This is a genomic window from Streptomyces sp. NPDC005898 (assembly GCF_040629635.1).
Taxonomy (GTDB): Bacteria; Actinomycetota; Actinomycetes; order Streptomycetales; family Streptomycetaceae; genus Streptomyces.
The window spans coordinates 1-25,986 of record NZ_JBEXWC010000033.1; the positions used below are offsets into that span (position 1 = coordinate 1).

General features: G+C 73.4%; 26 protein-coding genes. 14 read left to right on the forward strand and 12 right to left on the reverse strand.

Annotated elements, in window-relative coordinates; genetic code table 11:
- Window positions 1-103: 103 nt before the first annotated feature.
- Together ABZ385_RS30055 and ABZ385_RS30060 are read right to left on the reverse strand one after the other, a co-directional pair.
- Window positions 104-1,027, reverse strand: a complete 924-nt coding sequence (locus ABZ385_RS30055; protein WP_358913891.1) for an SCO1860 family LAETG-anchored protein — start codon at window positions 1,025-1,027, stop codon at window positions 104-106.
- A 340-nt stretch (window positions 1,028-1,367) separates the two neighbouring features.
- Window positions 1,368-2,462, reverse strand: a complete 1,095-nt coding sequence (locus ABZ385_RS30060) for an amidohydrolase family protein (RefSeq protein WP_358588155.1) — start codon at window positions 2,460-2,462, stop codon at window positions 1,368-1,370.
- A 133-nt stretch (window positions 2,463-2,595) separates the two neighbouring features.
- On the opposite strand from ABZ385_RS30060, the gene ABZ385_RS30065 reads away from it, so the two are divergent.
- The 6 genes from ABZ385_RS30065 to thpD all read left to right on the forward strand — a co-directional run bounded on the left by ABZ385_RS30065 (window position 2,596) and on the right by thpD (window position 7,994).
- On the forward strand, window positions 2,596-3,696 hold the full coding sequence (locus tag ABZ385_RS30065) for an aminotransferase class V-fold PLP-dependent enzyme (RefSeq protein WP_358588157.1): 1,101 nt from the start codon (window positions 2,596-2,598) through the stop codon (window positions 3,694-3,696).
- Between the two features lie 85 nt (window positions 3,697-3,781).
- Complete coding sequence (locus ABZ385_RS30070) at window positions 3,782-4,306, forward strand: DinB family protein (RefSeq protein ID WP_358913892.1); 525 nt, start codon at window positions 3,782-3,784, stop codon at window positions 4,304-4,306.
- Between the two features lie 353 nt (window positions 4,307-4,659).
- The gene (gene ectA, locus ABZ385_RS30075) at window positions 4,660-5,211 is read left to right on the forward strand and encodes a diaminobutyrate acetyltransferase (protein WP_358588150.1); all 552 of its coding nucleotides are present in this window, start codon (window positions 4,660-4,662) and stop codon (window positions 5,209-5,211) included.
- Window positions 5,212-5,291: 80 nt separating this feature from the next.
- Window positions 5,292-6,563, forward strand: a complete 1,272-nt coding sequence (gene ectB, locus ABZ385_RS30080; RefSeq protein WP_358588148.1) for a diaminobutyrate--2-oxoglutarate transaminase — start codon at window positions 5,292-5,294, stop codon at window positions 6,561-6,563.
- Window positions 6,564-6,616: 53 nt separating this feature from the next.
- A complete protein-coding gene (locus ABZ385_RS30085) occupies window positions 6,617-7,021 on the forward strand; it encodes an ectoine synthase (protein ID WP_055536365.1) in 405 nt (134 codons plus the stop codon).
- Between the two features lie 73 nt (window positions 7,022-7,094).
- A complete protein-coding gene (gene thpD / locus ABZ385_RS30090; protein ID WP_358588145.1) occupies window positions 7,095-7,994 on the forward strand; it encodes an ectoine hydroxylase in 900 nt (299 codons plus the stop codon).
- Between the two features lie 102 nt (window positions 7,995-8,096).
- Here the strand turns inward: thpD and ABZ385_RS30095 are convergent, their stop codons facing one another.
- Window positions 8,097-9,158 (reverse strand): alkene reductase, encoded by a 1,062-nt coding sequence (locus ABZ385_RS30095; protein WP_358588143.1) that lies wholly within the window; start codon window positions 9,156-9,158, stop codon window positions 8,097-8,099.
- A gap of 123 nt (window positions 9,159-9,281) precedes the next feature.
- Here ABZ385_RS30095 and ABZ385_RS30100 point away from each other — a divergent pair, with 123 nt between their 5' ends.
- A complete protein-coding gene (locus tag ABZ385_RS30100; RefSeq protein WP_358913893.1) occupies window positions 9,282-9,830 on the forward strand; it encodes a MarR family winged helix-turn-helix transcriptional regulator in 549 nt (182 codons plus the stop codon).
- Between the two features lie 530 nt (window positions 9,831-10,360).
- Here the strand turns inward: ABZ385_RS30100 and ABZ385_RS30105 are convergent.
- The 3 genes from ABZ385_RS30105 to ABZ385_RS30115 all read right to left on the reverse strand — a co-directional run bounded on the left by ABZ385_RS30105 (window position 10,361) and on the right by ABZ385_RS30115 (window position 12,647).
- Window positions 10,361-11,428 (reverse strand): aminotransferase class V-fold PLP-dependent enzyme, encoded by a 1,068-nt coding sequence (locus ABZ385_RS30105; RefSeq protein ID WP_358913894.1) that lies wholly within the window; start codon window positions 11,426-11,428, stop codon window positions 10,361-10,363.
- Window positions 11,429-11,450: 22 nt separating this feature from the next.
- A complete protein-coding gene (locus ABZ385_RS30110; protein WP_358913895.1) occupies window positions 11,451-12,167 on the reverse strand; it encodes a DsbA family oxidoreductase in 717 nt (238 codons plus the stop codon).
- 102 nt (window positions 12,168-12,269) lie between these two features.
- The gene (locus ABZ385_RS30115; protein ID WP_358913896.1) at window positions 12,270-12,647 is read right to left on the reverse strand and encodes a helix-turn-helix domain-containing protein; all 378 of its coding nucleotides are present in this window, start codon (window positions 12,645-12,647) and stop codon (window positions 12,270-12,272) included.
- A gap of 63 nt (window positions 12,648-12,710) precedes the next feature.
- On the opposite strand from ABZ385_RS30115, the gene ABZ385_RS30120 reads away from it, so the two are divergent.
- Window positions 12,711-13,877: a Gfo/Idh/MocA family oxidoreductase gene (locus tag ABZ385_RS30120; RefSeq protein ID WP_358913897.1), complete on the forward strand. Its 1,167-nt coding sequence runs from the start codon at window positions 12,711-12,713 to the stop codon at window positions 13,875-13,877.
- Between the two features lie 40 nt (window positions 13,878-13,917).
- Here ABZ385_RS30120 and ABZ385_RS30125 read toward each other — a convergent pair whose 3' ends face one another.
- Window positions 13,918-15,450, reverse strand: a complete 1,533-nt coding sequence (locus tag ABZ385_RS30125; protein ID WP_358913898.1) for an aldehyde dehydrogenase (NADP(+)) — start codon at window positions 15,448-15,450, stop codon at window positions 13,918-13,920.
- Between the two features lie 148 nt (window positions 15,451-15,598).
- Between ABZ385_RS30125 and ABZ385_RS30130 the strand changes: the two genes are divergently transcribed.
- The 5 genes from ABZ385_RS30130 (at window position 15,599) to ABZ385_RS30150 (ending at window position 20,072) form a co-directional block, all read left to right on the forward strand.
- On the forward strand, window positions 15,599-16,372 hold the full coding sequence (locus tag ABZ385_RS30130; protein WP_358588126.1) for an IclR family transcriptional regulator: 774 nt from the start codon (window positions 15,599-15,601) through the stop codon (window positions 16,370-16,372).
- A 65-nt stretch (window positions 16,373-16,437) separates the two neighbouring features.
- Window positions 16,438-16,587 (forward strand): hypothetical protein, encoded by a 150-nt coding sequence (locus tag ABZ385_RS30135; RefSeq protein ID WP_358913899.1) that lies wholly within the window; start codon window positions 16,438-16,440, stop codon window positions 16,585-16,587.
- The gene (locus ABZ385_RS30140; RefSeq protein WP_358913900.1) at window positions 16,584-17,840 is read left to right on the forward strand and encodes a histidine kinase; all 1,257 of its coding nucleotides are present in this window, start codon (window positions 16,584-16,586) and stop codon (window positions 17,838-17,840) included. The genes ABZ385_RS30135 and ABZ385_RS30140 overlap by 4 nt, the downstream gene beginning before the upstream one ends.
- On the forward strand, window positions 17,837-18,508 hold the full coding sequence (locus ABZ385_RS30145; RefSeq protein WP_358913901.1) for a response regulator transcription factor: 672 nt from the start codon (window positions 17,837-17,839) through the stop codon (window positions 18,506-18,508). Before ABZ385_RS30140 ends, ABZ385_RS30145 begins: the two co-directional genes overlap by 4 nt.
- A 115-nt stretch (window positions 18,509-18,623) precedes the next feature.
- A complete protein-coding gene (locus ABZ385_RS30150; RefSeq protein ID WP_358913902.1) occupies window positions 18,624-20,072 on the forward strand; it encodes a penicillin-binding transpeptidase domain-containing protein in 1,449 nt (482 codons plus the stop codon).
- A 275-nt stretch (window positions 20,073-20,347) separates the two neighbouring features.
- On the opposite strand, the gene ABZ385_RS30155 is transcribed toward ABZ385_RS30150, so the two are convergent.
- Genes ABZ385_RS30155 through ABZ385_RS30165 form a run of 3 tightly spaced genes read right to left on the reverse strand, consistent with a single transcriptional unit; the run spans window position 20,348 to window position 22,232 of the window.
- On the reverse strand, window positions 20,348-21,127 hold the full coding sequence (locus ABZ385_RS30155; protein WP_358913903.1) for a hypothetical protein: 780 nt from the start codon (window positions 21,125-21,127) through the stop codon (window positions 20,348-20,350).
- Window positions 21,124-21,465 carry a PadR family transcriptional regulator gene (locus ABZ385_RS30160; protein WP_358913904.1) on the reverse strand — a complete coding sequence of 114 codons (342 nt, stop codon included), beginning with the start codon at window positions 21,463-21,465 and terminating at the stop codon, window positions 21,124-21,126. Before ABZ385_RS30160 ends, ABZ385_RS30155 begins: the two co-directional genes overlap by 4 nt.
- A gap of 35 nt (window positions 21,466-21,500) precedes the next feature.
- Window positions 21,501-22,232 (reverse strand): CPBP family intramembrane glutamic endopeptidase, encoded by a 732-nt coding sequence (locus ABZ385_RS30165; protein WP_358913905.1) that lies wholly within the window; start codon window positions 22,230-22,232, stop codon window positions 21,501-21,503.
- Between the two features lie 264 nt (window positions 22,233-22,496).
- Here ABZ385_RS30165 and ABZ385_RS30170 point away from each other — a divergent pair, with 264 nt between their 5' ends.
- Window positions 22,497-23,699 (forward strand): MFS transporter, encoded by a 1,203-nt coding sequence (locus ABZ385_RS30170; protein ID WP_358913906.1) that lies wholly within the window; start codon window positions 22,497-22,499, stop codon window positions 23,697-23,699.
- 95 nt (window positions 23,700-23,794) lie between these two features.
- Here ABZ385_RS30170 and ABZ385_RS30175 read toward each other — a convergent pair whose 3' ends face one another.
- Complete coding sequence (locus tag ABZ385_RS30175; protein WP_358913907.1) at window positions 23,795-24,961, reverse strand: hypothetical protein; 1,167 nt, start codon at window positions 24,959-24,961, stop codon at window positions 23,795-23,797.
- Window positions 24,958-25,923, reverse strand: coding sequence for a 5-dehydro-4-deoxyglucarate dehydratase (locus ABZ385_RS30180; protein ID WP_358586265.1), 966 nt, complete (start codon window positions 25,921-25,923; stop codon window positions 24,958-24,960). Before ABZ385_RS30180 ends, ABZ385_RS30175 begins: the two co-directional genes overlap by 4 nt.
- Between the last annotated feature and the right edge of the window lie 63 nt (window positions 25,924-25,986).

Sequence of the window (25,986 nt, forward strand, 5' to 3'; positions counted from 1 at the left end):
GGCGTAGGGGCCTGGCTGTGCCGCCGCTGCGCGGCGGATGTTTCCCGCCCACCCACCCGATTGCCCCACGTGGGGCGGCTGGCGTAGGGGCCAGGGAGTGGTGTCAGTTCCGGCCACGGCGGGTCAGGGCCAGGCCGCCGGCGCCTGTGAGGAGGAGCAGGACCGCGCCGCCCGCCACGTATGGCGTGGCCGAGCTGCCGCCGGTCTCGGCGAGGTTCGCCTCGGGGGCCTTCGGCGCGGCCGGCTTCGCCGGTTCGCCCTGCGGCTTCGCGCCGCCCGGCCGCCGCGCCGGCTCCGGCGCCTCGCAGCCGGCCCCCGCCAGTTTCACCGTTCCCTCGACCTCGGCGACGTTCAGCTTCAGCGGGTTCACCGACACCTTGAGCTCCAGCGCGGACGCCGCCGCCGTACGCGACGTCGTGTGCGTCTTCGACAGGTCGAGCCGCACCTCCCCGACCCCGGGGACCTTGACCTCCGTCGCCTGTCCGGCGCTCAGCGTGACCTTCTTGCCGAGCACGGTCACCCCGCCCAGGACGTTCGCCTCGGCGACGGGCCGCTTGCCCGTCTCGCAGACGGCCTTGGCGGTGACCTGGTCGACCTCGACGAGGGAGAGCAGCGGCAGCCCCGGCACGTGCATCTTGGCCCGCACGACGCTGCTGCGGCCCTCGGCCCGGCCGCCCTCGACGGTCGCCTTGGCCGTGGCGACGTCCGCGCGCAGCACGGTGAACGGCCGTCCGCCGTCGATGCCGTCCAGGCGGGCGGTGAGCGCCGTCTTGTCGGCGGAGGCGGGGGCCTGCACTTCGTTGAGGGAGACCCGGAGCGGGACGCGCACGGTCTTGTCGAGCAAGGAGACGTCGAGCCCGGTCCGCAGGACGACGGCGTCGGCGCGGCCGCCGCGGTCGTGGTCGCCGCCGGTCGCCTGCGCGGTCCCGGCGCCCGTGAGCGCCGCGGGACCGGCGGCGAGGGCGGTGGCGGTGGCCACGACGGCGAGACGGCGGCGGGCGGGCATGCGGAAGGTGTTGCTGTTCAAGGTGGTGGAACCCCCACGGGAGACATGGGCCGTCGGCGGCGCACGCCACATGGGGACATCACGTGCGCGCCGAGGGCGTCGCCCGCCATCGACGGGGGCGACGCGGGAATCTTTACGCACTCAGAGTGAACAGTCAGCAACGAGACGTGAGTTCACTCCAAAGGGCGGTTTCCGACCTTGCTTTCGAATCTTCCGGCACGTGCGTTCCCCGGAACCACCCGTTGCTCACCCGCTTCCGGTACGGCGGCTGTCCAACGCCCCCGAATCAGCCCGGACAAACGAGGGGCGCGGCTCTCGCGTAACGCCCGGTCAACCTGCCGCCTCCGTCGAGGGGTTCCGGCTAGCTCACCACTCTGCCGTTCAGGACCACCCGCCGCGGTGCCGCGAGGACCCGTACGTCCTGGCGGGGGTCCGACTCGTAGACCACGAGGTCGGCCGGGGCGCCCTCGGTGAGGCCGGGGCGGCCGAGCCAGGCGCGGGCGGACCAGGTCGTCGCGGAGAGCGCGGCCAGGGGCGGGATGCCGGCGCGGGTCAGCTCGGCGACCTCGGCGGCGACCAGGCCGTGCGGCAGGGAGCCGCCCGCGTCGGTGCCGGTGAAGACGGGGATGCCGGCGTCGTGGGCGGCGCGCACCGTGTCGTAGCGGCGGGCGTGCAGCCTGCGCATGTGGGCCGACCAGCGGGGGAACTTCTTCTCGCCGCCCGCGGCCAGGTCGGGGAAGGTGGCGATGTTGACGAGGGTCGGCACGATCGCGACCCCCCGCTCGGCGAAGAGCGGGATGGTGTCCTCCGTCAGGCCCGTGGCGTGCTCGACGCAGTCGATGCCCGCCTCGACCAGGTCCCGCAGGGAGTCCTCGGCGAAGCAGTGGGCGGTGACGCGGGCGCCGAGCCGGTGCGCCTCGGCGATCGCCGCCCGGACCGCGTCGCGCGGCCAGCAGGCCGTCAGGTCGCCGGCCTCGCGGTCGATCCAGTCGCCGACGAGCTTGACCCAGCCGTCGCCGCGCCGGGCCTCCTGGGCGACGTACGCGACGAGCTCCTCGGGCTCGATCTCGTGGGCGTAGTTGCGGATGTAGCGGCGCGTGCGGGCGATGTGCCGGCCCGCCCGGATGATCTTCGGCAGGTCCTCGCGGTCGTCGATCCAGCGGGTGTCGGAGGGCGAGCCCGCGTCCCGCAGGAGCAGGGCGCCGATCCCGCGGTCGGTCAGCGCCTGCTTCTCGGCCGTGTCGGCGTCGACGGGGCCGTGCGCGTCCAGGCCGACGTGGCAGTGCGCGTCGACCAGGCCGGGCAGTGCCCAGCCCTCGACGGTGACCGTCTCGGCGGCCGGGGCGACGGGCCGCTGATAGGTCACCCTGCCCCCGACGACCCACAGTTCGTCCCGTACGTCCTCGGGCCCGACGAGCACCCGCCCCTTCACGTGCAGCACCGCGTGATCACTCATGGCAGCAGCTTAGGAGGCGCTCCGGGCGGGCGGTACGGGGCGCTGGGAACGCCGCCGCACGGGCCGGTCGGTACGCTCGTACCGCAGCCCGGACGAACTCGTGAGCGAAGTGAGCAGTGACGTGAGCAGTACTGTGACGCACCCCTTTTTGGATCTGGCGCCGCTGAGCGCCCAGCACTTCGCCGCCATCGAGGCGCGGGTGGCCCGGCTGCTCGACACCGGGCAGGACGTCGTGATCATGCAGGGTGAGGCCCTGCTGCCCCTGGAGGGATGCATCCGGGGCGTCGCGGGACCCGGCACGACCGCGCTGAACGTGATCACCGGCCCCTACGGGCAGACCTTCGGCGACTGGCTGCGGGACTGCGGTGCCACGGTCGTCGATCTCGCCGTGCCGTTCCACACGGCCGTCACCGCCGACCAGGTGCGCCGGGCCCTCGCCGAGCACCCGGAGATCGACTTCGTGTCGCTGGTGCACGCCGAGGCCGCCACCGGCAACACCAACCCGGTCGCGGAGATCGGTGAGGTCGTGCGCGCGCACGGCGCCCTGTTCATGCTGGACGCGGTCGCCTCGGTGGCCGCCGAGCCGCTGCTGCCCGACGCGTGGGGCGTGGACCTGTGCGTGATCGGCGCGCAGAAGGCGATGGGCGGCCCCGCGGGTGTCTCCGCGGTGTCGGTGAGCGAGCGGGCCTGGCAGCGCATCGCCGCCAACCCGCGGGCGCCCCGCCGCTCCTACCTCTCCCTCCTGGACTGGAAGGAGCGCTGGATCGACGCCGGCCGCAAGGCCCTGCTGCACGCGCCCGCGCAGCTGGAGATGCTGGCCCTGGAGGCCTGCGTGGAGCGTATCGAGACCGAGGGCCTGGCCGCCGTGACGGCGCGGCACGCCACCGCTGCCGCCGCCACCCGCGCGGGCGCGCTCGCGCTCGGCGGCGGCCTCGCGCCCTATGTGCGCGAGGCCGTGGACGCGGCGCCGGTCGCCACCACCCTGCGCACTCCCGCCGGCACCGACGCCTCGGAGCTGGTCGCCAAGGCGCTGGCCGCCGACCCGGTGCTGCCGCTGGTCGCCGGGGGCGGGGCGCTGGCCAGGGAGATGATCCGGGTCAACCACTACGGGCCGGACGCGACGCGCGGTGTCGTGCACGCCTGTCTGGCGGCCCTCGGCGCCGCGATGGGTGAGGCCGGTCTCACGGTCGACCTGGAGGCGGCCCGGCGCGCGGTGACCGACGCCTGGCGCTGAGCGGCCCCCGGCCGTCCGAGTCGCTGCCGGGAGCCCCGCGGGCGGCTCTTCCCCCGCGGGGTCCTCGCATGGCAGCGTGCGGGGCATGACCACGCTTCCGGACGGCCGCCGCATCCCGCCCCCGACCGCCGACGAGCCCGCCATGCTGGCGGGTTGGCTCGACATGCACCGCGCGACGCTCGCCCTGAAGTGCGCGGGCCTCGACGACGAGCAGACGCTGCGTACGCCGGTCGAGCCGTCCACCCTCTCGCTGTTCGGCCTGGTGCAGCACCTGGCCGAGGTCGAACGGAACTGGATCCAGCGGGTGTTCGCCCGGCGCGAGGCGCCGCCGCTCCACCGGGACCCGAGCGGCTTCACCCCGGACCGGTCCCGGACGTTCGCCGAGGTGCTCGCGGTGTGGGAGGGCGAGGTCGCCGTGAACCGCGAGATCTGCGCGGGGCGTTCGCTGGACGACACGGGGCGGCTCGGGCCTCAGGAGGCGGCCGTCCTGGGCGGCGCGGAGGCGGTCAGCCTCCGCTGGATCCTGGTCCACCTCATCGAGGAGTACGCGCGGCACAACGGCCACGCGGATCTCTTGCGGGAACGCATCGACGGCGTGACGGGAACATGAATCGGGCGTTCCCGCAAAGCTCTCACCGAGCATCGTCCCGCAATTCCCCCGCGCATTCTCACGAATTCTTTAACAGCACAGCTTGCAGTCTCCTCCTGCCCGATTTCCACGACCCTAAACACTAAGGTTTCGTCAGGGCCGAACGGCGTGATTCGAGCGCATCACGAGGAGGTTTCCCTCGTGTGACACACTCCACATCGCACCCTTTTCATCCCTGTATGTCCAGGTCAAATCGGGCCATATCGTGAACTCCTCATGTGTGCGCACACCTACGCGCGATAACACATGACAAGCGCTGGCGTAACCCCTCCCCCCGATGCAATTCAAGAAATTGCTCGGTAAATTCACTTCGCATGACCGCTGCACAAGCCGATCTACCGACCGACCTGCGAGCGAAATTCCTGGAAATGCCGGAGGGGCTGCGACTCGACACCCCCGCTGTCGCCGACGGCGCCGCCATCTGGCGGATCGCCCGCGACTCCAAGGTGCTGGACCTCAACTCTTCGTACAGCTACCTGCTGTGGTGCCGCGACTTCGCGGCGACCTCGGTGGTGGCCCGGGGCGCCGACGGCGAGCCGGCCGGTTTCGTCACCGGCTACATCCGGCCCGAGCGCCCGGACACCCTGCTGGTCTGGCAGGTGGCCGTCGACCACGAGCAGCGCGGCCGCGGCCTCGCCGGGGCCCTGCTCGACGGGCTGACCGCGAAGGTCGCCGCCGAACGCCGGCTGACCACGATCGAGACGACCATCACGCCGGACAACACGGCGTCCGAGCGGCTCTTCCTCTCCTACGCGCGACGGCACGGCGCGTCGGTCGAGCGGAAGGTCCTCTTCGACGCGGGTCTTTTCCCTGATGACGGGCACGAGTCAGAGGTGCTCTACCGCATCGGCCCGATCGGCCACTGAGCCCCGGCGCCCTCGCTGCCCTCCCCCCGCACGTCCATACCCCCCACTCCCACGACTTTCCATCTCCCAGGAGATCCGCTGTGACCATCACCCAGCCCGACCTGAGCGTCTTCGAGACCCTGGAGTCGGAGGTGCGCAGCTACTGCCGCGGTTGGCCTACGGTTTTCGACCGCGCGCAGGGCAGCCGCATGTACGACGAGGACGGCCATGAGTACCTCGACTTCTTCGCCGGGGCCGGCTCGCTCAACTACGGGCACAACAACCCGGTGCTCAAACGCGCGCTGATCGACTACCTGGAGCGCGACGGCGTCGTGCACGGCCTCGACATGTCGACGAGCGCGAAGCGCAACTTCCTGGAGTCGTTCCAGAACATCATCCTGCGCCCGCGCGACCTGCCGTACAAGGTCATGTTCCCGGGCCCGACGGGCACCAACGCCGTGGAGTCGGCGCTGAAGCTGGCCCGCAAGGTCAAGGGCCGCGAGTCGATCGTGTCGTTCACGAACGCCTTCCACGGCATGTCGCTCGGCTCGCTCGCGGTGACCGGCAACGCCTTCAAGCGGGCGGGCGCCGGCATACCGCTGGTGCACGGCACGCCGATGCCGTTCGACAACTACCTCGACGGCCAGACCCCCGACTTCATCTGGTTCGAGCGGCTCCTTGAGGACCAGGGCTCGGGCCTCAACCAGCCCGCCGCCGTCATCGTGGAGACGGTGCAGGGCGAGGGCGGCATCAACGTCGCCCGCGCCGAGTGGCTGCGCAAGCTCGCCGACGTGTGCGAGCGCTGGGACATGCTCCTGATCGTCGACGACATCCAGATGGGCTGCGGCCGCACCGGCGCCTTCTTCTCCTTCGAGGAGGCGGGCATCACGCCGGACATCGTGACGGTGTCGAAGTCCATCAGCGGCTACGGCATGCCGATGTCGCTGTGCCTGTTCAAGCCGGAGCTGGACGTCTGGGAGCCGGGCGAGCACAACGGCACCTTCCGCGGCAACAACCCGGCGTTCGTCACCGCCGCCGCCGCCCTCGAGACGTACTGGACCGACGGTTCGGCCATGGAGAAGCAGACCCGCGCCCGCGGCGAGCAGGTCGAGCAGGCGCTGGCCGCCATCGTCGAGGAGAACCGGACCGAGATCAAGGAGTTCCGCGGCCGCGGCCTGGTCTGGGGCATCGAGTTCCTGGACAAGGACCGCGCGAGCGCCGTGGCGAAGCGGGCCTTCGAACTGGGCCTGCTCATCGAGACCTCCGGCCCCGAGGGCGAGGTCGTCAAGCTCCTCCCGGCGCTGACGATCACCCCCGACGAGCTGGACGAGGGGCTGCGCACGCTGGCCCGGGCGGTCCGCGAGACCGCCTGAGCGAGCGAGAGTCCGAGCCCCGCACGACGTAAGAGAAAAGGAAACACCACACCGTGATCGTCCGTTCGTTCAAGGACATTGAAGGCACCGACCGGCATGTGAAGGCCAAGTCGGGTACCTGGGAGAGCAAGCGCATCGTCCTCGCCAAGGAGCGTGTCGGGTTCTCCCTGCACGAGACCATCCTGTACGCGGGCACGGAGACGTCGATGTGGTACGCCAACCACATCGAGGCCGTCGTCTGCACCAAGGGCGAGGCCGAGCTGACCGACGACACGACCGGCGAGAAGTACACGATCACGCCCGGCACGATGTACCTGCTCGACGGGCACGAGAAGCACACCATGCGGATCAAGGAGGACTTCCACTGCCTGTGTGTCTTCAACCCGCCCGTCACCGGCCGTGAGGACCACGACGAGAACGGCGTGTACCCGCTGCTGACGGAGGACGACGAGGGCTGAGTGCCGCGCGCCGGTCGGCCGAGTCGGCCGACATCCCGCACAGGGCCGTACGAGAGGAGAGGCAGGCAACACCATGACCACCGCACCCGAACGCACCATTGACCTGTACCCGACCCGAGGCGCCGAAGAGGTGCTCATCGAACGCAAGGACCCGGTGGTGTGGTCCGAGCCGGGTACGCGGGGGCCGATCGCGGCCGGGGATCTCGCGGGGTTCGAGCGGGACGGCTTCCTGGCCATCGACCAGCTGATCACCTCGGACGAAGTGGCCACGTACCACGCCGAGTTGGAACGGCTCATGCACGATCCCGCGATGCGCGCGGACGAGCGTTCCATCGTCGAGCCGCGCTCGCAGGAGATCCGCTCGATCTTCGAGGTGCACAAGATCAGCGAGCTGTTCGGCAAGCTGGCGGCCGACCCGCGCGTGGTGGGCCGGGCCCGGCAGATCCTCGGCTCCGACGTGTACGTCCACCAGTCGCGGATCAACGTGAAGCCGGGGTTCGGGGCCTCCGGGTTCTACTGGCACTCGGACTTCGAGACCTGGCACGCCGAGGACGGCCTGCCCAACATGCGCACCGTCTCGGTGTCGATCGCGCTGACGAAGAACCACGACACCAACGGCGGTCTCATGATCATGCCGGGGTCGCACAAGACGTTCCTCGGCTGCGCGGGCGCCACGCCGAAGGACAACTACAAGCGCTCGCTCCAGATGCAGGACGCGGGCATCCCGTCGAACGAGACGCTGACGCACCTCGCGTCCGAGCACGGCATCCGCCTCTTCACCGGCGAGGCCGGCTCGGCCACCTGGTTCGACTGCAACGCCATGCACGGCTCCGGGGACAACATCACGCCCTACCCGCGGTCGAACGTCTTCATCGTCTTCAACAGCGTGGAGAACACCGCCGTCGAGCCGTTCGCGGCGCCGGTGCGCAGGCCCGAGTTCATCGGGGCGCGGGACTTCACCCCGGTGGGGTGACCTGGCGCAGACGGGCCGGTGGTCCGGCACCCCCCGTGGGTGCCGGACCACCGGCCTTTTAGTCGGTGCTACAGCTTTGTCGGTGTCACAGCTTTGTCGGTGTTACAGCGCCGGGTAGTCCGTGTATCCCTTCTCCGCGCCGCCGTAGAAGGTCGCCGGGTCGGGTGTGTTGTACGGGCCGCCGGCCTGCAGGCGGGCCGGCAGGTCGGGGTTGGCGAGGAAGAGCGCGCCGAACGCGATGATGTCCGCGGTGCCGTCCTCGACGAGGGCGAGGGCGTCCTGGCCGGTGGGGCCCTCGGTCCGCGGGTTCAGGATGAGCGTCCCGCCGAAGTCCCGGCGCAGCCGGTCGGTCAGCTCGCGGATCTCGCCCGCCTCCAGGATGTGCAGGTACGCGAGGTCCAGCGCCGCCAGCTCCTTGACCAGCGCGGTGTACGTCGGCTCCGGGTCGGGCTCGGCGATGTCGTTGAAGGGGTTGCCGGGCGAGAGGCGGATGCCGGTGCGGGCGGCACCGATCTCCGCGCTGACCGCCTTGGCGACCTCGACGGCGAAGCGCAGGCGGTTCTCCACGGAGCCGCCCCACGCGTCGGTGCGCAGGTTGGTGTTGGGCGCGAGGAACTGGTGGATGAGGTAGCCGTTGGCGCCGTGCAGTTCCACCCCGTCGAAGCCCGCGTCGATCGCGCCCCGCGCGGCGGCGGCGAAGTCGGCGATGGTGGCGCGGATCTCGGCGTCGGTCAGCTCGCGCGGGGTGACGAAGTCCTTGGGGCCCTCGGCGGTGTAGACCTGGCCCGTGGCGGCGACCGCGGAGGGCGCGACGTTGACCTCGCCCTCGGGGAGCAGGACCGGGTGGCCGATACGGCCGACGTGCATGAGCTGGGCGAAGATCGTGCCGCCCGCCGCGTGGACGGCGTCGGTTACCTTGCGCCAGCCGGCGATCTGCTCGGGGCTGTGCAGGCCCGGCGTATCGGGATATCCCTGGCCGACCACAGAAGGCTGGATGCCCTCGGTGATGATCAGGCCGGCGGAGGCGCGCTGGGCGTAGTACTCGACGGTCAGGTCCGTGACCACACCGCCCTGGCCTGCGCGGCTTCGTGTCATGGGGGCCATGGCGATGCGGTTGGCGAGCGAGGTTCCGGACAGGTCGATCGGGTCGAACGCGGTGGTCATCAGAACTCCCTGACAAGATTTATGTGGTCGGCCAAGTAACGCGCCGGACTGCACTGTAACCCATTCCTTGGCCGACCAAGGTAAACTTTTCGGAAGACGTCCGATGACCCGCAGGAGCACGTGATGAAGGCCGACCCCGCACCGACCGAAGCGGCCGACCCCGCCTGTCCCCCCGGGCTCCCCCAGGTGGCCGGGGCGGGCCCCGTCAGTCACGCGCTCAGCCGGGTGGCGCGGCTGCACCGCATCGCCGCGGGCAAGGTCCTGAAGGGGGTCGGCCTCTACCCGGGCCAGGAGTTCGTGATGATGCACCTGTGGGACGCCGGTCCGGTGCGGCAGTCCGAGCTGATCAAGGCCGTGGACCTCGACCCGTCGACGGTCACCAAGATGCTCCAGCGCCTGGAGCAGTCGGGGCACGTGCGCCGGCGCCCCGACCCGGCCGACCGCCGGGCGGTGCTCGTCGAGGCCAGCGACGCGAGCTGCGGGCTGCTCGCGCAGGTGGAGCGGGCCTGGGGCGAGCTGGAGGGGCACACGCTGGCCGGCCTGGACGAGGCCGAGCGCGGGGAGCTGCTGCGGCTGCTCACCCGGGTGGAGACGAACCTCTGCACGGAGACGGCGGACTGCCCCGAGCGCCGGGCGGAGGAGGCGACACGGGAGCGGGCGTCGCGCCGCTGAGCCGACGCCTGGCGGGGCCCTTTCTGCCGGCCGCGGGGGCCGTCGGGCGGACGGCAGTTCCGTCGGGCGGACGGTCCGTCGGGCGGACGGCAGTTCCGCCGCGGGGGCCGTCAGCCGGGCGGGCGTTCCACCGGGCGGGCCATCGGCCGGGCGGGCGTTCCACCGGGCGAGCCGTCGGCCGGACGGCCATTCCGCGCCGGGCGGGCCAACGACCGTACAGCCCTGCCGCCAGACGGTCGGCCTGCCGCGCGGGCCGTACCGCCGCGCGGGCCGGCGGCCGTACAACCCTGCCGCCAGACGGTCGGCCTGCCGCGCGGGCGGTCGACCGGACGGCCATTCCGCCGCGCGGACCGTCGGCCGGGCGGCCATTCCGTGCCGGGCGGCCGTGCCGCCGGGCGGGCCGGTGGCCGTACAGTCCTGCTGCCAGGCGGTCGGCCTGCCGCGCGGGCGGTCGACCGGACGGCCATTCCGCCGCGGGGGCCGTCGGCGGGGCGGTTGGGTCGGCGTGGGGGACGGCGGCGCCGGGGGGCTCAGTTCGACAGCGCGTCGAGGAGGCGGTCCACGTCCGCCTCGGTGTTGTAGAGGTGGAAGGTGGCGCGCAGGTGGCCGGCCCGGGCGGAGGCGATGATGCCCGCGCGGGCCAGTTCCGGCTCGCGGTCGGCGAGGCCGGGGACCGAGACGATCGCCGCGGTGCCCGGCACCGGGGTGTGGCCCAGTTCCGCGAGCCCCGCGCGGTAGCGCTCGGCGAGCGCCACGTCGTGCGCGTGGATCGCCGCGACGCCCACCTCCTCGACGAGCGAGAGCGCCGCCGCGGCCCCGTGGTAGGCGAGGAAGGCCGGCGGTTCGTCGAACCTGCGGACGTCCGGGGCCACTTCACCGATCGGGCCGTACGTCGACTCCCAGCCGTCGGCCGCCGCGAGCCAGCCGCCGTGCAGCGGCACCAGGGACTCCTGCGCCGCCTCGCCCACCGTGAGGAAGGACGTGCCGCGCGGGCAGAGCAGCCACTTGAAGGCGCCGGTGACGGTGTAGTCGTACGCCCCGGCGTCGAACGGCAGCCAGCCCACCGACTGGGTGGCGTCGGCGAGGGTGCGCGCGCCGTGGGCGGCCGCCGCCTCGCGTATCGCGGCGCAGTCCGCCGTCCTGCCGTCGGCCGACTGGACGGTGGAGAACGCCACCAGCGCGGTCCGGGGGCCGACCGCGTCGGCGAGTTCCGCCAGCGGCGCGAACCTCGGCTCGAGATCTCCCCGGAGCACGAAGGGGTTGATCAGGGACGAGAAGTCGCCCTCGGGGAAGAGCACTTCGGCGCCCGCCGGGAGCGACGCGGCGATCAAACCGACGTGCACGGCCACCGAACCGCCCGTCGCCACCCGCGAGGGGTCCACGCCGACCAGACGCGCGAAGGACCGGCGCGCCGCGTCGACCGTGGCGAAGTCGCCGGAGCCGACGCGCCCGCCGGAGGCGATCTCCGCCGTCAGGGCCCCGACGGCCTCGGCGGCGCGGCGCGGCAGCAGGCCGTAGCTCGCGGTGTTGAGGTAGGTCGTCGTCGGGGCGAACTCCCCCGCGAGGCCGGTGCCGTCGCTGATCCCCATGAGTGTCATGAAGATCAACCTACGTGAGCGGTCAGCCCTGCGGAACCGCACATCCGTCCGGCCCGCACGCCTCGCCGCCGTCGCTGTCCGCGAGGGTGGTCAGCGGCGAGCGGTTGCCCCACGCCTGCTCCAGGGCCTGCGCGAAGACCTCGGCGGGCTGGGCCCCGGAGACGCCGTAGGTGCGGTCGAGGACGAAGAACGGCACGCCGGTCGCGCCCAGTTCGGCGGCCTCGCGCTCGTCGGCGCGCACGTCGTCGGCGTACTTCGCGGGGTCGGCGAGCACGGCACGCACCTCGTCGGCGTCCAGGCCGGCCTCGACGGCGGCCGCCACGACGCGCTCGTCGTCCTCGAAGACGGACCGCTCCTCGGCGAAGTTGGCGCGGTAGAGCAGGCCGATCAGCTCGTCCTGCCTGCCGCGCTCCTTGGCGAGGTGCAGGACGCGGTGCATGTCGAAGGTGCTGCCGTGGTCGCGGCCCTCGGTGCGGTACTCCAGGCCCTCCGCCGCGGCGTTCTCGCCGAGCCGGCGCTCGCCCTCGCGGGCCTGGTCCTCGCTCATGCCGTACTTGCGCATGAGCATCGGGATCACCGGGCCGCTGTCACCCTTGGCGCGGGTGGGGTCCAGCTCGAAGGAGCGGTGCACGACCTCGACGCCGTCGCGGTGCGGGAAGGCGGCGAGGGCCCTCTCGAAGCGGGCCTTGCCCACGTAGCACCAGGGGCAGGCGATGTCGCTCCAGATCTCGACGCGCATGTGTGGCTCTTTCCGGGTCGTGCGGTACGCGGCCGCGGCGGTACGCGGCGGTCGGTGCGGAGGGAGCCTCCGCTCAGGGCGTCAACGCACGGGCAAAGCGGCTCATTCCCCCGCCGCGAACTTTCCCGCGTTCGCCCTGACCCAGGTCCGCAGGTGGGCGAGCGGCTCCAGGGCGCCGCGGCCGAGGCCGGTCAGCTCGTACTCGACGCGGGGCGGGACCTCGGCGTACACGGTGCGCGTGACCAGGCCTTTCTCCTCCAGGCGGCGCAGGGTCTGGGTGAGCGCCTTGGGGCTGACGCCCTCCAGCTTGCGGCGCAGTTCGCCGAAGCGGCGCGGGCCGTCCTCCAGGGCGGTGATGGCGAGCCCCGTCCACTTGTGGACGAGCAGCTCGAAGACCTCGCGGCCGGGGCAGAGCAGGCCGTAGATGTCGTGCGGCCGAGCGGCCGCGCCGGGGCGCTCATCAGGGGTCTGACCAGTCATGGTTCCCCCAATATAGTTGGGTCCCTTGCGGGTGACCGGGCGGTCCGCCCTACGGTCCCGCTCATGACTTCTCCCGGCTTCTCCTCCGTCTCCCCCCTCTCCCGCCTCTCCCCCTCCTCGCCCGTGCGGGTCGGCCTCGTCGGCCTGTCGGCCCGGGGCGGCTGGGCGTCCCGCTCCCATCTGCCGGCGCTCTCGCGCCTCAAGGGGTACGAGCTGCGCGCCCTGTCCGCGTCGAGCGAGGCGTCCGCGCGGGCGGCGGGCGAGAAGTACGGGGTGCCGCTGGCCTTCGGGTCGACCGGGGAACTCGTCCGCAGCGACGAGGTCGACCTCGTCGTGGTGAGCGTGCGGGTGCCGCTGCACCGCGAGGCGGTCCTCGCCGCGCTCGACGCGGGCAAGGCGGTCCTGTGCGAGTGGCCGCTCGGCAACGGCCTCGCCGAGGCCGAGGAACTGGCGGCGGCCGCGGACCGGGCCGGGGTGCGGACGTTCGTCGGGCTCCAGGCCCGTTCGGCGCCTCCGGTGCGGTACGTACGGGAACTGGTAGCCGAGGGCCGGGTGGGCGAGGTCCTGTCGACGAGCCTGGTGGCCTCGGGGCGCGGGTGGGGGCCCACGTTCGAGCCGAGCGGCGCCTATCTGCTGGACGAGCGGAACGGCGCCACGATGCTGACGATCCCCTTCGGGCACACCGTCGACGCGCTCACCATGGCCCTCGGGGAGTTCACCGAGGTCTCCGCGACGCTGGCGACGCGGCGTCCCGTCGTACGCGAGGCGGGCACCGGACGCGCCGCCCCGATGACGGCCGCCGACCAGGTGGCGATGTCGGGGCGGCTCGCCTCGGGCGCGGTCGTCTCGGCGCACTTCCGCTCCGGCCTGTCCCGGGGCACGAACTTCCACTGGGAGATCAACGGCACGGACGGGGACCTCGTCGTCACCGGCGAATCCGGCCACCTCCAGCAGGCGGCGGTGACCGTGCGCGGCGGACGCGGCACGGAGCGGGGCCTCACCGCACTCCCGGTGCCCGCACGCCACTTCGCCGTGCCGGAACTGGACGAGCTGCGCGCCGTGCCGTCGTACGAAGTGGCCTACAACGTGGGGGCGCAGTACGCCCGGATCCTCGGCGACCTGACGGAGGGCACCGCCCACACGCCGGACTTCGCGCACGCAGTGCGGCGCCACCGGCTGCTGGACGCGATCGGGCGGGCGGCGGCCACCGGGACCCGGGTGACGGTGTGAGGCCCGGGACGGCCGGGCCCCGCCCCGGGCCCGCCGCGGGTCAGTGCTCCAGCCGCCCGTCCACCCTCCTCGGCAGCCCCAGCGGGTTGGCGTCGCGCAGCTCCGGCGGGAGCAGGGCCTCGGGGGTGTTCTGGTACGCGACCGGGCGCAGCCAGCGCTCGATGGCCGTGCCGCCCACGGACGTCGACGTGGACGTGGTGGCGGGGTAGGGCCCGCCGTGGTGCTGGGCGGGCGCGACGGCGACGCCGGTGGGCCAGCCGTCCACGAGCACGCGCCCGGCGAGCGGGGTCACCTCGGCCAGGAGCTCGGCGCCGCGCGCGCTCACGCCCGCCGCCTCGTCGGTGGAGAGCTGCACCGTCGCGGTGAGGTTGCCGGGCAGGCGCGAGAGGACGGCGGTGATCTCCGCGTCGTCGGTGTAGCGCGCGACGACGGTGACCGGGCCGAAGCACTCCTCCAGGAGCAGGTCGTGCGGCCCTTCGCCCGCCAGGCGCGCGGCCGGGACCGTGAGGAAGCCGGCGCTGACGGTGTGCTCGCCGCCGGCGCCCGGGGTCACCGGGGCCTGGACGTCGGGGAGCGCGGCGCGCTCGTGTACCCCGGCGACGAAGTTGTCGCGCATCCGGTGGTCCAGGAGCACCCCGGCCTCGGTGTCGGCGACCGCCTCGGTCAGCGACTTCACGAACCGGTCGCCGGCCGCGCCCTCGGGGGCGAGGACGAGACCCGGCTTGACGCAGAACTGGCCGACGCCGAGCGTCATCGAACCGGCGAGTCCGGTGCCGATCTGCTCGCCGCGCTCGGCGGCGGCGGCCTCGGTGACCACGACGGGGTTGAGGGAGCCCAGCTCGCCGTGGAAGGGGATCGGCACCGGCCGGGCGGCGGCCGCGTCGAACAGGGCGCGCCCGCCGCGGATGGAACCGGTGAACCCGGCGCCGGCGATCAGCGGGTGCTTGACCAGCTCGACGCCCGCGTCGAAGCCGTGCACCAGGCCGAGGACGCCCTCGGGGATGTCGTGCCTGGCCGCCGCCCTGCGCAGCACGGAGGCGACCAGCTCGGAGGTGCCCGGGTGGTCGGGGTGGGCCTTGACGACGACGGGGCAGCCCGCGGCGAGCGCGCTCGCGGTGTCGCCGCCGGGCACGGAGAAGGCGAAGGGGAAGTTGGACGCGGAGTAGACCGCGACGACGCCGAGCGGGAGCTTGTAGCGCCGCAGGTCCGGGATGGGCGGGGTCGCCGAGGCGTCCGGGTGGTCGATGACGACGCCGAGGAAGGCGCCCTCGTCGACCAGGTCCGCGAAGGCCCGCAACTGGTAGCAGGTGCGCGCGAGTTCACCGGTGAGCCGGACCGGGCCGAGCGCGGTCTCCGCGTCGGCGACCTCCACGAGGTGGTCCTTCGCCTCGTCGAGCAGTTCGGCGGCGGTGCGCAGGAAGGCGGCGCGGACCACGCGGTCGGCGAGGGCGGGCGCCGCGTCCCGGGCCGCGCGGACCGCGCCGTCGACCTCCTCGGCCGTGGCTTCCACCGCAACCTGCTCGCGCTGCTTCCCGGTTCGGGGGTCGACACTCCAGACTGGTGCTGCTGCCACCGCGAATTCCCTTTCCAAAGGTGATGCCGGTCGTTCTGGCCGAGGTCTGCCGCTCACCAGCGCTGTTCGATATGCTGAACAACGTCTCCGCTGATGAACGGGCAGGGACTCGGAGCGTATTTCTCGGCGATCTAAGGGGTCAAGGGCGATGTCGGCTGGCGAGACCGGAGGCGGGGCGCAGGTCAAGTCCGCGGTGCGGACGGTGGAACTCCTCGAGTACTTCGCGGGCCGTCCCGGAATGCACTCCCTGGCGGCCGTCCAGGAGGCGGTCGGATACCCCAAGTCGAGCCTCTACATGCTGCTGCGCACCCTGGTCGAGCTGGGCTGGGTGGAGACGGACGCGACCGGCACGCGGTACGGCATCGGCGTGCGCGCCCTGCTGGTGGGCACCTCCTACATCGACGGCGACGAGGTGGTGGCCGCCGCGCGGCCGACCCTGGACCGGCTCTCCGACGACACCACCGAGACCATCCACCTGGCGCGGCTCGACGGCACGAACGTCGTCTATCTGGCCACCCGCCAGTCGCAGCACTATCTGCGGCCCTTCACCCGCGTCGGCCGCAGGCTGCCCGCGCACTCCACCTCGCTCGGCAAGGCGCTGCTCGCCACCTTCACCGACGAGCAGGTCCGCGCGCTGCTCCCCCAGGCGCTGCCCGCGCTCACCGAGCACACCATCACCGACCGCGAGAAGCTCATCGAGGAGCTGCACACGGTCCGCGAGCAGGGCTTCGCGGTGGACCGCGAGGAGAACACGCTCGGCCTGCGCTGCTTCGGTGTCGCCATCCCCTACCGCACCCCGGCCCGGGACGCGATCAGCTGCTCGGTGCCGGTGGCCCGCCTCACGCCCGCGCACGAGCAGATGGTCAAGGACGCCCTGTTCGACGCGCGCGACCGGCTGACCCTGGCGACTCGCCGACTCTGAGGCGGACAACGCCGGTTCGCCGCGGTCCTGGGCTCTGGGGCGGCCGGCTGCTGTTCGGTTCGCTCATGAGTCTCGGTGACGCCACGAGGCGGCCCCCCGGCGTCACGGTCCTCGCCTACGCTGTGCAGATGATCACCGGAACGCTCGTGGCCGCCGTCGGGGTGCGCTTCCTCACGGAGCGGGCGGGTTCCCCGGCGTGCGGGGCTTCGGCGTGAGGGGCCTCGGCATCGCGCTGTTCGGGCGCCGGGCGCGCCGCCGGTGGGTCCATCTGATCCTCGGCGGCGCGCTCGCCATGCCGTACGTCTTCGTCGGCTCGGTGATCGTCGGACCGCTCCTGAACGACGACCGCTTCTTCGGCTCGCTCACCTCTCAACTCGCCTCCTTCGCCGCCGGGTTGCCGCTGGCCGCGATCACCGCGCTGTTCTCGCTGACCCGCCCGATGTCGGTGGCCGCCGTCCGCGCCCTGTGCGGGGTGCCCGAGGGCGCTCTCGCCGAGGGACCCGCGCGGGGGCGGGTGGCACGCGGGCGGACCGCCGCGTGGTTCACCCTGCACCTGGGCCTCGGCGGGCTCGTCAGCGGCATGTCGCTGGCGCTGCCGCCGTTCGCGTGCGTCCTGCTGGCGGTGCCGTTCTTCGCCGTGTTCCGCGACAGCCGCATCGGCCTGCCCGAAGTCTTCGGCGAGCCCTGGCTGGTGGCGCTCTCGCCGGTCGTCGGCTGCGCCTCGCTGGTGGCGCTCGCCGCCTGCGCGGCCGCGTCCGGCGGACTCCTCGCGCGCTGGGCCCCGGCGCTGCTCGGGCCGACGCCCGCCGACCGGCTCGCGGCCGCCGAGCAGCGCGCCGCCGACCTCGCGGTGCGCAACCGCCTGGCACGCGAACTGCACGACTCGGTGGGCCACGCGCTGAGCGCCGTCACCCTCCAGGCGAGCGCGGCCCGCCGCGTCCTGGACCACGACCCGGAGTTCGTCCGGGAGGCGCTGGCCGCCATCGAGGACACCACGCGCCGCACGGTCGGCGAACTCGACGCCGTGCTCGGTGTGTTGCGGGAGGCCGACGACGCCCGCTCCACGGCGCCCGCGCCGACCCTCGCCACCGACCTGGACGGACTGCTGCGCCGCACCAGGGCGAGCGGTCTGCGGGTCGGCGCCACCGTCGCCCTGGAGCCGGACACCCTGCCCCCGCTGGTCTCCCGCGAGGCCTACCGCATCGTGCAGGAGGCGCTCGGCAACGCCCTGCGGCACGGCGGCGGGGACGCCCGGGTGAGCCTGCGCATCGCCCTGGACGGCCCCGACCTGGCCGTCACGGCCGAGAACCCGCTGCCGCCCCGCTCCCCCGCCACCCGCCCCGGCGGCGGCCACGGCCTGCGCGGCATCGCGGACCGGGCCCGGCTGCTCGGCGGCACGGCCGCGGCGGGCCCGGCGGACGGCGCCTGGCGACTGGACGTACGACTTCCGCTGAAGGGACACGCATGACGACCACCCCCACCCCCACCGCCATCCGGATCGTCCTCGCCGACGACGAGCGCATGGTGCGCACCGCCCTGCGCGCGATCCTCTCCGCGGAGGCGGGCATCGAGGTCGTCGGCGAGGCGGCGACCGGCGCCGAGGCCGTGTCGGTCGTGCGGCAGCTGCGGCCCGACGTCGTCCTGATGGACGTGCGGATGCCGGAGATCGACGGCATCCGCGCCACCGAGCAGATACTCCGGACGATGTCGGAGCCGCCGCGGATCGTGGTCGTGACGACCTTCGAGAACGACGCGTACGTGTACGAGGCGCTGCGCGCGGGCGCCGCCGGCTTCCTGCTCAAGCGGGCGGACGCGGACGCGCTCGTCCAGGCGGTGCGCGTGGTGGCGCACGGCGACTCGCTGCTGTTCCCCGCGGCGGTGCGCGCCCTGGCCGCCGAGTACGGGCGGGCGCGGCCGGCGCCGCCCGCGTGGGTGGCGCGGCTGACCGGCCGGGAGAGCGAGGTGCTGCGGCTGATGGCGGCGGGGCTGACCAACGCGGAGATCGCCGGACGGATGGGGGTGGGCGCGGCGACGGTGAAGACGCACGTGGCGTCCGTGCTCGCCAAGACGGGCGCGCGGGACCGCACGCAGGCGGTGATCGCCGCGTACGAGGCGGGCTTCGTGGACCGGGGCTGAGCCCGGTCCGCCCGGACGGTCGGGGCGCCCCGGGATCATGAGGACTTTCTGAGAAAACGGTCGCAAGCGGACCAGAAGGGAACGAAACCCTCCAGTCCGCTCGTCCTTCCGTGGGATGAACAAGACGATCAGGCGCGCCTCGGTCTTCGCACTGCTGCTCGTGCTCGCCCTGCTGGTGCGGGCGACGTGGGTGCAGTTCCACGACTCGAAGGCGCTCGCGGACGACAAGCACAACCGGCGCAAGGCGATCGAGCAGTACGCGAACCCGCTGGGCGACATCATCGTGGGCGGTGAGGCCGTCACCGGCTCCGCGCGGACGAAGGGAGGAGACCTCGCGTACAAGCGCACGTACAAGAACGGTGCCCTCTACGCGCCCGTCACGGGCTACAGCTCGCAGGTGTACGGCGCCACGCAGCTCGAAGGCATCTACCAGGACCTCCTCGACGGCACCGACAGCCGGCTGAGGAACCCGCTCGACACGCTCACCGGCAAGCGCGCCGAGGGCGGTGACGTGGTCACGACCATCGACCCGGCGGTGCAGAAGGCCGGGTACAAGGCGCTCGGCGACACCAAGGGCGCGGCGGTCGCCCTCGACCCGAAGAGCGGCGAGATCCTCGGCATGGTCTCGACGCCGTCGTACGACCCGTCGAGGATCAGCGGCTCCACCGACTCCGCGCAGTGGCGGGAGCTGACCTCCGACAAGGAGAAGCCGATGGTGAACCGCGCGATGCGCCAGCCGCTGCCGCCCGGTTCGACGTTCAAGCTGGTCGTCGCGGCGGCGGCCCTCGAGGACGGCCTGTACTCCTCGGTGGACGCGCGCACCGACAGCCCGAACCCGTACACGCTGCCGGGCACGGCGACGGTCCTGCGCAACGAGAACGCGTCGGCGCCCTGCGAGAACGCGACGATCCGCACCGGCCTGCGGTACTCCTGCAACAACGTCTTCGCGAAGATGGCCGTCGACCTGGGGCAGGACAAGGTCGCGGCGATGGCGGAGAAGATGGGCTTCAACACGGACAAGCTCGACGTGCCGGTGCGCGCGGCGAAGAGCGTGTACCCCGCCGGCATGGACAAGGCGCAGACGGGTCTGTCGGGCATCGGCCAGTTCGACGTGACGGCGACGCCGCTCCAGATGTCGATGGTGTCGGCGGCGATCGCGAACGGCGGCGAGCTGGTCCGGCCGCACATGGTCTCGCAGATCACCGACGCCGACGGCAACACCCTGGAGAAGTACGGCGACGGGGGCTCCCGGCGCGTGATGAGCGAGTCCGTCGCCGAGGGCCTGCGGTCGGCGATGCGGACGGTCGTGGAGAAGGGCACCGGTTCGAACGCGCGGATCGACGGCGCGACGGTGGGCGGCAAGACGGGTACGGCACAGCACGGCGAGAACAACAGCAAGACGCCGTACGCGTGGTTCACGTCGTACGCCGAGGGCGATGACGGCCGGGAGGTGGCGGTCGCGGTGATGATCGAGTCGTCGAGCGCGGCCCGCGACGAGGTCAGCGGCAACGGCCTGGCGGCGCCGATCGCCAAGGCGATGATGAAGGCGGCGCTGACCCGCTGAGCGGGCCCGCCACCATCCCACGCCGCCACCGCGGCACCTCGCCGCGACGGTGGCCCTCCCCTCGACGCCCCGCCGCCGCGGTGGCCCGACACTCCGCCACGACGGCGGCCTGCCGCCACGGTGGCCCGCCCCGCCGCTGCGGCACCCCGCCGCCCCGAGGCTCCCGCCCCCGGCCCCAGCCCCTGCCCCGCTTCGGCCCGGCTGGGCCTGCCTCACTCGGCCCGGTCACAACGCCCGTCCGCCTCAGCCCTCACCCGCGTCGGCCCGACCCGGTCTCACTCCCGGCCCCGGGCCCGTTTCCGCTCGCGGCCCTCGCGCCAGGTCCGGCCGAGCACGATCAGCAGGAACGGTGCGCAGGCGCCGGCCAGCAGGCCCGTCGCGTAGCCGAGCCCGGTGCTCGCGCCGTCGTCGAGGGCGGTCGAGACGCCCGAGACGGCCACGGCGGCGATGACGACGGCCACCAGGGCGTAGAACTTCCGGCTCAGGAAGTTGCTGCGCTCCGGCACGGGCGGCGGCGACGCGATCTCCGCGCCGGGGCCGAGGCTCGCCGCCTTCGGCCGCTTGAACCAGGCGTGCACCAGCCAGGTGCCGCAGGCCTCCCAGCCGTCGGGGGCGAGCCGCCCGTCCAGGCCCTCGCGGCCGCGCGGGACCAGCTCGCGCCGGTACTCCCAGCGCTGCGGCCGCTCCGCGTCCCGGCGGCAGACGAAGCGGCCGAGCGCGTCGACCCGCTCCACCTCCCAGCCCTCGTCGCCGAAACGGTTCAGCAGCTCCTCGTCGACGTAGGTGTCGGCGGTCCAGCGCCACGTCTCGCCGTGGGCGGCCGGGGTGGTCGGTGCCCGCTCCCCCGTGGCGGGCACCAACTGCCCGGCGAACTCGTCGGCCGGCCCGAACTCCTCCAGCGGGTCGGCTCCCGACTCCTCCAGGTGCGCGGCCAGCTCCTCGACGGTCGCCTCGATCCGGTCGGCGGGCAGCCCGCGCGCCCGCAGCCGCTCGGCGAGGTCGATGAGGTAACCGTCCTGCTCGTACCGGGTGTTCACCGCGTCCGCTCCGTTCATCGTGGCGTCACTCCCGCCCTGCCCAGGACCTCGCGCACGGACGTGTCGAAGGCCAGCCACAACCCGCCCTGCTCGCCGAGGGTCTCCCGGCCCGCGTCGGTGAGCCGGTAGTAGCGCCGGCCGGGCCCCTTCTCGGTGGCGCGGAACTCGGCGGCGACCAGGCCCGCCTCCTCCAGCCGGTTGAGGACGGGGTAGAGCGTGCCGCCCTTGATCTGCCCGAAGCCCGCGGCCGAGAGCAGCTTGGCGATCTCGTAGCCGTAGCTCTCGTCGTCGGTGAGGCTGGCGAGCACGAGGAGGTCGAGTACGCCCTTGAACCAGCTGGCGCGGCGGTCGGTCATGGTGTCAGGCCCTTCTTCGGCACGGGTTCCCCTCGTCAGGCGGCGGACGGGGCGCGCGGCCCGTCCGGCGCGGGCAGCGTCAGGTCGCGGACGCTCAGCGCGGCGTGCGCCACCACGGGGAGCAGCAGGCTGCCCGTCGCGAAGTAGAGGCCGGTCATGACGGCGCCGAACACGGCGAAGACCAGGATGCCCTGGCGGCCCTGGTAGGCGCCGGCGAGCGCGTAGACGAGGACCGAGAGGGCCGCGGCCACCGTGAGGTCGAGGCCGAGCGCGCCGACGCCGAAGGCGATGAGGAGGCCGCGGTACAGGAGGTTGGCGCCGATGCCGTCGGTCACGGCGACGGCGATCGCCAGCCGCCGCTCCTCGGCCGTGCGCGGCAGCATCGCCTCGATGGAGGCGAGTCCGGGCACGTGCCTGCCCCGCTCGGCCATGCCGCGGAAGTTGCGCCCCGACGCCACGGCGACCGCGACGAAGACGAGCATCAGGGCCACGGTGTATCCGGGCCGTTCCGGCAGGACGAGACCGAGGTCGGCGGCGTCGACGCCGGGCGAGAGCAGCAGCGCCGCCACGGCGCCGGCGGCGAGGACGCCCCACAGGGCGAGCGTGTGGCCGAAGTAGCGGACGAGCGCGCGGGGTTCGGTGTCCCTGCGGCGGGCCAGCGAGGCGTACATCCGGCGGCCGGCCCAGGGCTCACCGAGCAGCAGATAGGCGGCGAGCGCGGCCGTGACGGCCGTCGAGGCGACCGAGAAGTCCGGCGAGATGGTCATGGGATCCCCCTTCCCGAGGGGGCCGCGCGGCGCATGTCTGCGCCTGCCGTGCGACCCCTGAGCGTCTGAACTACCTAGACCGTATGGCGACCTAGTCAGGATTGCAACCTATATCGCGGTGCCGTCACCAGAACCGCCTCCGCTAAGGCGGCGGCCTCGGTGTGTCTCCTCTGGTGGCCGGCCCGGGGCCCGGACTCACCGGCCGGCGGTTGGGGAAACAGCCCGATTCCGTGCCGGGGGCCTTAGAAGCCAGCATCACCTGGCATGACATCGACGATCGGGCGCGTCCTGCGGGACCGCGACGCCCACCTTTACCTGGGCGCGGTGGTGGTCTCGGGCTTCGGGACCTCCGCGCTCTGGCTGGCCTGCGGCATCTGGGTGAAGGAGCTGACCGGCTCCGACGGGCTCGCCGCGCTCTGCCAGTTCGCCCTGTGGGCGCCCACCCTCATCGGCCCGCCGCTCGGCACCCTCGCCGACCGCGTGCGCCGCAGACCGCTCCTGGTGGCCGTGAACCTCGCGCTCGGGGTGCTGCTCCTGTCCCTGTTCGCCGTGGACGGCACGGGAGGGCTGTGGGTCCTCTTCGCCGTCCTCCTGCTGTACGGGGCGTGCGGCGTCGTCACGGACGCGGCGGAGGCCGCTCTGGTCCCGATAGCCGTCGGCAAGGAAGTGCTGGGCGACCTCAACGGCCTGCGGATGTCCGCGAACGAGGGCATGAAACTGGTGGCGCCCCTCGCGGGCGCCGGCCTGTTCGCCGCCTGCGGGGGCGCCGGGGTGGCGCTCCTGGACGCCGTCACCTTCGTGCTCGCCGCCGGCATGTACGCGCTGCTGCGGGTGCGTGAGGCCGCCCCGGTGCGTGAGCGTGCCTCCCTGTGGGCCCGTACCGCCGAGGGGGCACGGTACCTGTGGGGCCACGCGCGGCTGCGGCCGCTGGTGGTGGCGGGCGGTCTGACGATGCTCTCGTCAGGGGTCGGCGGCGCGGCCATCTACGCGATCGTGGAGCGGCTCGGCCACGCGCCCGCGTACTCGGGGGTGCTGTACGCCGTGCAGGGGGCGGGGTCCGTCGCGGTGGGCGTGGCGTCGGGGGCGCTGCTGCGGCGGTTCGGGGCGCGGCGGTTCGGCGGGACGGGCATCGCGCTGACCGGCGCGGCGGCGGCCCTGAGCGCGCTGCCGAGCGACGCGGCGGCCCTCGCGGGGAGCTTCGCGAACGGCGTCGGACTGCCCTGTGTGCTGATCGCGGGCCTGACGGCGGTGCAGCGCGAGACGCCCGGCGCGCTGCTCGGCCGGGTGGCGGCGACCGCCAACACGGTGATGTTCACGCCGACCGCGCTCGGCATCGCGGCGGGCGCGACCCTCGTGGAGTGCGTGGACCTGCGCGTCCTGCTGCCGGTGCTCGCGGGGGCGCGGCTGCTGATCGCCGCGCCCCTGCTTCTGCGGCGCCCGGCTGCTGCACGTGCGCCCGGCGCTTGATCGTCGCGACGGTCGGCGCCTGTGCGGTCGGGCAGGCCTCGGGCAGCTTGAGAAGCTCCCGGCGCCCGACTGTGGTGCCCGGATCGTGGGGGCGTTCACTCCGGGGTCGACAGGGCCCTGCCGACCTGCGCGAGGTCGTCGTCCGACGCCAACCCCGCGTGATAAAGCCGCAGTTCCGTCGCGCCGAGCCCCGCCGCGCGGGCCGCGTCGGCGGCGAGCGTGCCGGGGCGGCCGCCCATGGCGCCCACCACGGTGAGGTTGGCGGCCAGGACGGTGGCGGGCCCGGCGTGGGCGGTGAACGGCGTCAGGGCCTCGGCGCCGCCCGTGCACGGCACGACGACACCGTCGGCCACGGAGAGGATGTGCGCCGGGTCCACGCCCGCGTTCGCGCCGCAGTGGTAGGGCACCGGGTCGGCGTGCAGCAGCACCTGGAAGTCCGGCGGGGCGGCCGCGCGTACGGCGGCGACGGCGGCCTCCTGGAGCGTGCGGGCGGTTTTCTCGCGCCACGCGCGCGTGGCCGCCGCCAGGTCGGTGCCGATGAGCGTCTCGACGGACGCCCAACCCGTGTCGTCCGCCTCGCCGCGCCATACGGGCTCCAGGCCGCGCCGGACGGCGGCCGCCAGCGCGTCCGGGTCGAGGCCGGCTCCCGCGTACCCCGCGCGGCAGGAGGAGCAGAAGCACAGGGACATCAGGTACTGCCCCGCCTCGCCGAGGCCGACGCCCGCGGTCTTGTCGTGGGCGTGCAGATGCGCGAGGCCGTACCAGCCGCACGACTCCAGTTCGGTGCCGCGCGCTCCGGGACGCACGGCGGCCTCGGCGGCGAGATCGACGAGGTACGCGCGCGTGGCGGGCCGCGCGATGCACGGCGCCCACGGGTAGCGGTCCCCGTAGGCGTTGACGACGGAGGTGGCCGGGTGCTCCTCGCCCATCCGGGAGTTGTGGGCGAGGACGACCCAACTGCGTACGTCGATACCGGCGGCCGCGAGCGCGTCGGCGGCCGCTCCGTAGGCGTCGCCGGGCGCCCACTCCCCGGCGGGGTACGGCCGCAGCGCACGGCCCTGCCACCGGTCGCCCGGCGGGTAGAGCACGGCGGCGTGCGCGGCCGTGACGATGCGGTGGCGGGGGTGGCGCGGGGTCAGGGCGCGCGTGGAGTGGTAGGCGGCGGCGAGGGTGACCTGGCGGATGCCGAGACCGAGGAGGCGGGCGGGCGCGTCGGGGTCGCCGATGACGTCCCACGGATAGAGGAACGCGGCGGCCCTCACGCGTCGGCCCCGGGGTGGGCGTGCCCGAGCGACTCCCGGCCGCGTTCGATGAGTTCGGCCAGCCGCTTGACGTGTTCGCCGGCCGGTTCGTGCAGCGGCGGCCGCACGGGGCCCACGTCGAGGCCGCCGAGCCGTACGCCCGCCTTGACGAGGGAGACGGCATAGCCGCGGCCGAGCGCGCGCAGCTCCACGAAGGGCCGGTAGAAGCCGTCGAGGAGGCGGTTGACGGTGGCGTCGCCCTCCGGGGTGCCCGCGTTGAACGCGCGGTGGAAGGCGAGCGCGATGTCGGGCGCGAAGCAGAAGACGGCCGAGGAGTACAGCCGCACGCCGATGCCCCGGTAGGCGAGGCCGGTCAGCTCGGCGGTCGGCAGTCCGTTGAAGTAGAGGAAGTCCCCCGGCACCTCGCCGCGCACGGCGCTCACGACGCGCTGCATCAGGTCCATGTCGCCGAGGCCGTCCTTGAAGCCGATGATCCCGTCGGCGCGGGCGAGTTCGACGACGGTCCTGGGGGTGAAGACGGCGTTGTCGCGCTGGTAGACGATGACGTCCAGGGAGGTGGCCCCCGCCAGCTCGCTGTAGTGCCGTACAAGGCCTTCCTGCCCGGCGACGACGAGGTAGGGCGGCAGGGCGAGCAGCCCGTCGGCGCCCGCCTCCTCGGCCAGACGCGCGTACCGCACGGCGAGCGCGGTGCCGTACCCGGTGCCCGCGACGACCGGCACGCGCCCCGCCGTCTCCTGGACGGCCGCGGCGACGCAGCTCTGGAACTCCTCGGGCGTCAGGGCGTGGAACTCGCCCGTGCCGCAGCAGGCGAAGACGGCCGCGGCGCCCGCGTCGACACCGGCGCGCACATGGGCGCGGAAGGCGTCCAGGTCCACGGAGCCGTCCGGGCCGTACGCGGTGACCGGGAAGAACAGCGGCCCGCTGGGGACGCGAAGTCGGGAAGCGAGAGGGGCTGGCGTCACGGACTCTCCCTAGGCGTGCACGTTCATGATTGGCGTCCATATCCCTGAACACGGTCACGCTAA

Bases quoted from the DNA above. Each gene is read 5' to 3' on its own strand.
- ABZ385_RS30145 (WP_358913901.1), top strand. From the start codon at position 17,837: ATGACGACCACCCCCACCCCCACCGCCATCCGGATCGTCCTCGCCGAC.
- ABZ385_RS30060 (WP_358588155.1), bottom strand. From the start codon at position 2,462: ATGAGTGATCACGCGGTGCTGCACGTGAAGGGGCGGGTGCTCGTCGGG.
- ABZ385_RS30070 (WP_358913892.1), top strand. From the start codon at position 3,782: ATGACCACGCTTCCGGACGGCCGCCGCATCCCGCCCCCGACCGCCGAC.
- ABZ385_RS30110 (WP_358913895.1), bottom strand. From the start codon at position 12,167: ATGCGCGTCGAGATCTGGAGCGACATCGCCTGCCCCTGGTGCTACGTG.
- ABZ385_RS30120 (WP_358913897.1), top strand. From the start codon at position 12,711: ATGACTTCTCCCGGCTTCTCCTCCGTCTCCCCCCTCTCCCGCCTCTCC.
- ABZ385_RS30105 (WP_358913894.1), bottom strand. From the start codon at position 11,428: ATGACACTCATGGGGATCAGCGACGGCACCGGCCTCGCGGGGGAGTTC.
- ABZ385_RS30170 (WP_358913906.1), top strand. From the start codon at position 22,497: ATGACATCGACGATCGGGCGCGTCCTGCGGGACCGCGACGCCCACCTT.
- ABZ385_RS30135 (WP_358913899.1), top strand. From the start codon at position 16,438: ATGAGTCTCGGTGACGCCACGAGGCGGCCCCCCGGCGTCACGGTCCTC.
- ABZ385_RS30130 (WP_358588126.1), top strand. From the start codon at position 15,599: ATGTCGGCTGGCGAGACCGGAGGCGGGGCGCAGGTCAAGTCCGCGGTG.
- ABZ385_RS30155 (WP_358913903.1), bottom strand. From the start codon at position 21,127: ATGAACGGAGCGGACGCGGTGAACACCCGGTACGAGCAGGACGGTTAC.
- ABZ385_RS30100 (WP_358913893.1), top strand. From the start codon at position 9,282: ATGAAGGCCGACCCCGCACCGACCGAAGCGGCCGACCCCGCCTGTCCC.
- ABZ385_RS30160 (WP_358913904.1), bottom strand. From the start codon at position 21,465: ATGACCGACCGCCGCGCCAGCTGGTTCAAGGGCGTACTCGACCTCCTC.
- ABZ385_RS30150 (WP_358913902.1), top strand. From the start codon at position 18,624: ATGAACAAGACGATCAGGCGCGCCTCGGTCTTCGCACTGCTGCTCGTG.
- ABZ385_RS30165 (WP_358913905.1), bottom strand. From the start codon at position 22,232: ATGACCATCTCGCCGGACTTCTCGGTCGCCTCGACGGCCGTCACGGCC.
- ABZ385_RS30095 (WP_358588143.1), bottom strand. From the start codon at position 9,158: ATGACCACCGCGTTCGACCCGATCGACCTGTCCGGAACCTCGCTCGCC.
- ectA (WP_358588150.1), top strand. From the start codon at position 4,660: ATGACCGCTGCACAAGCCGATCTACCGACCGACCTGCGAGCGAAATTC.
- thpD (WP_358588145.1), top strand. From the start codon at position 7,095: ATGACCACCGCACCCGAACGCACCATTGACCTGTACCCGACCCGAGGC.
- ABZ385_RS30115 (WP_358913896.1), bottom strand. From the start codon at position 12,647: ATGACTGGTCAGACCCCTGATGAGCGCCCCGGCGCGGCCGCTCGGCCG.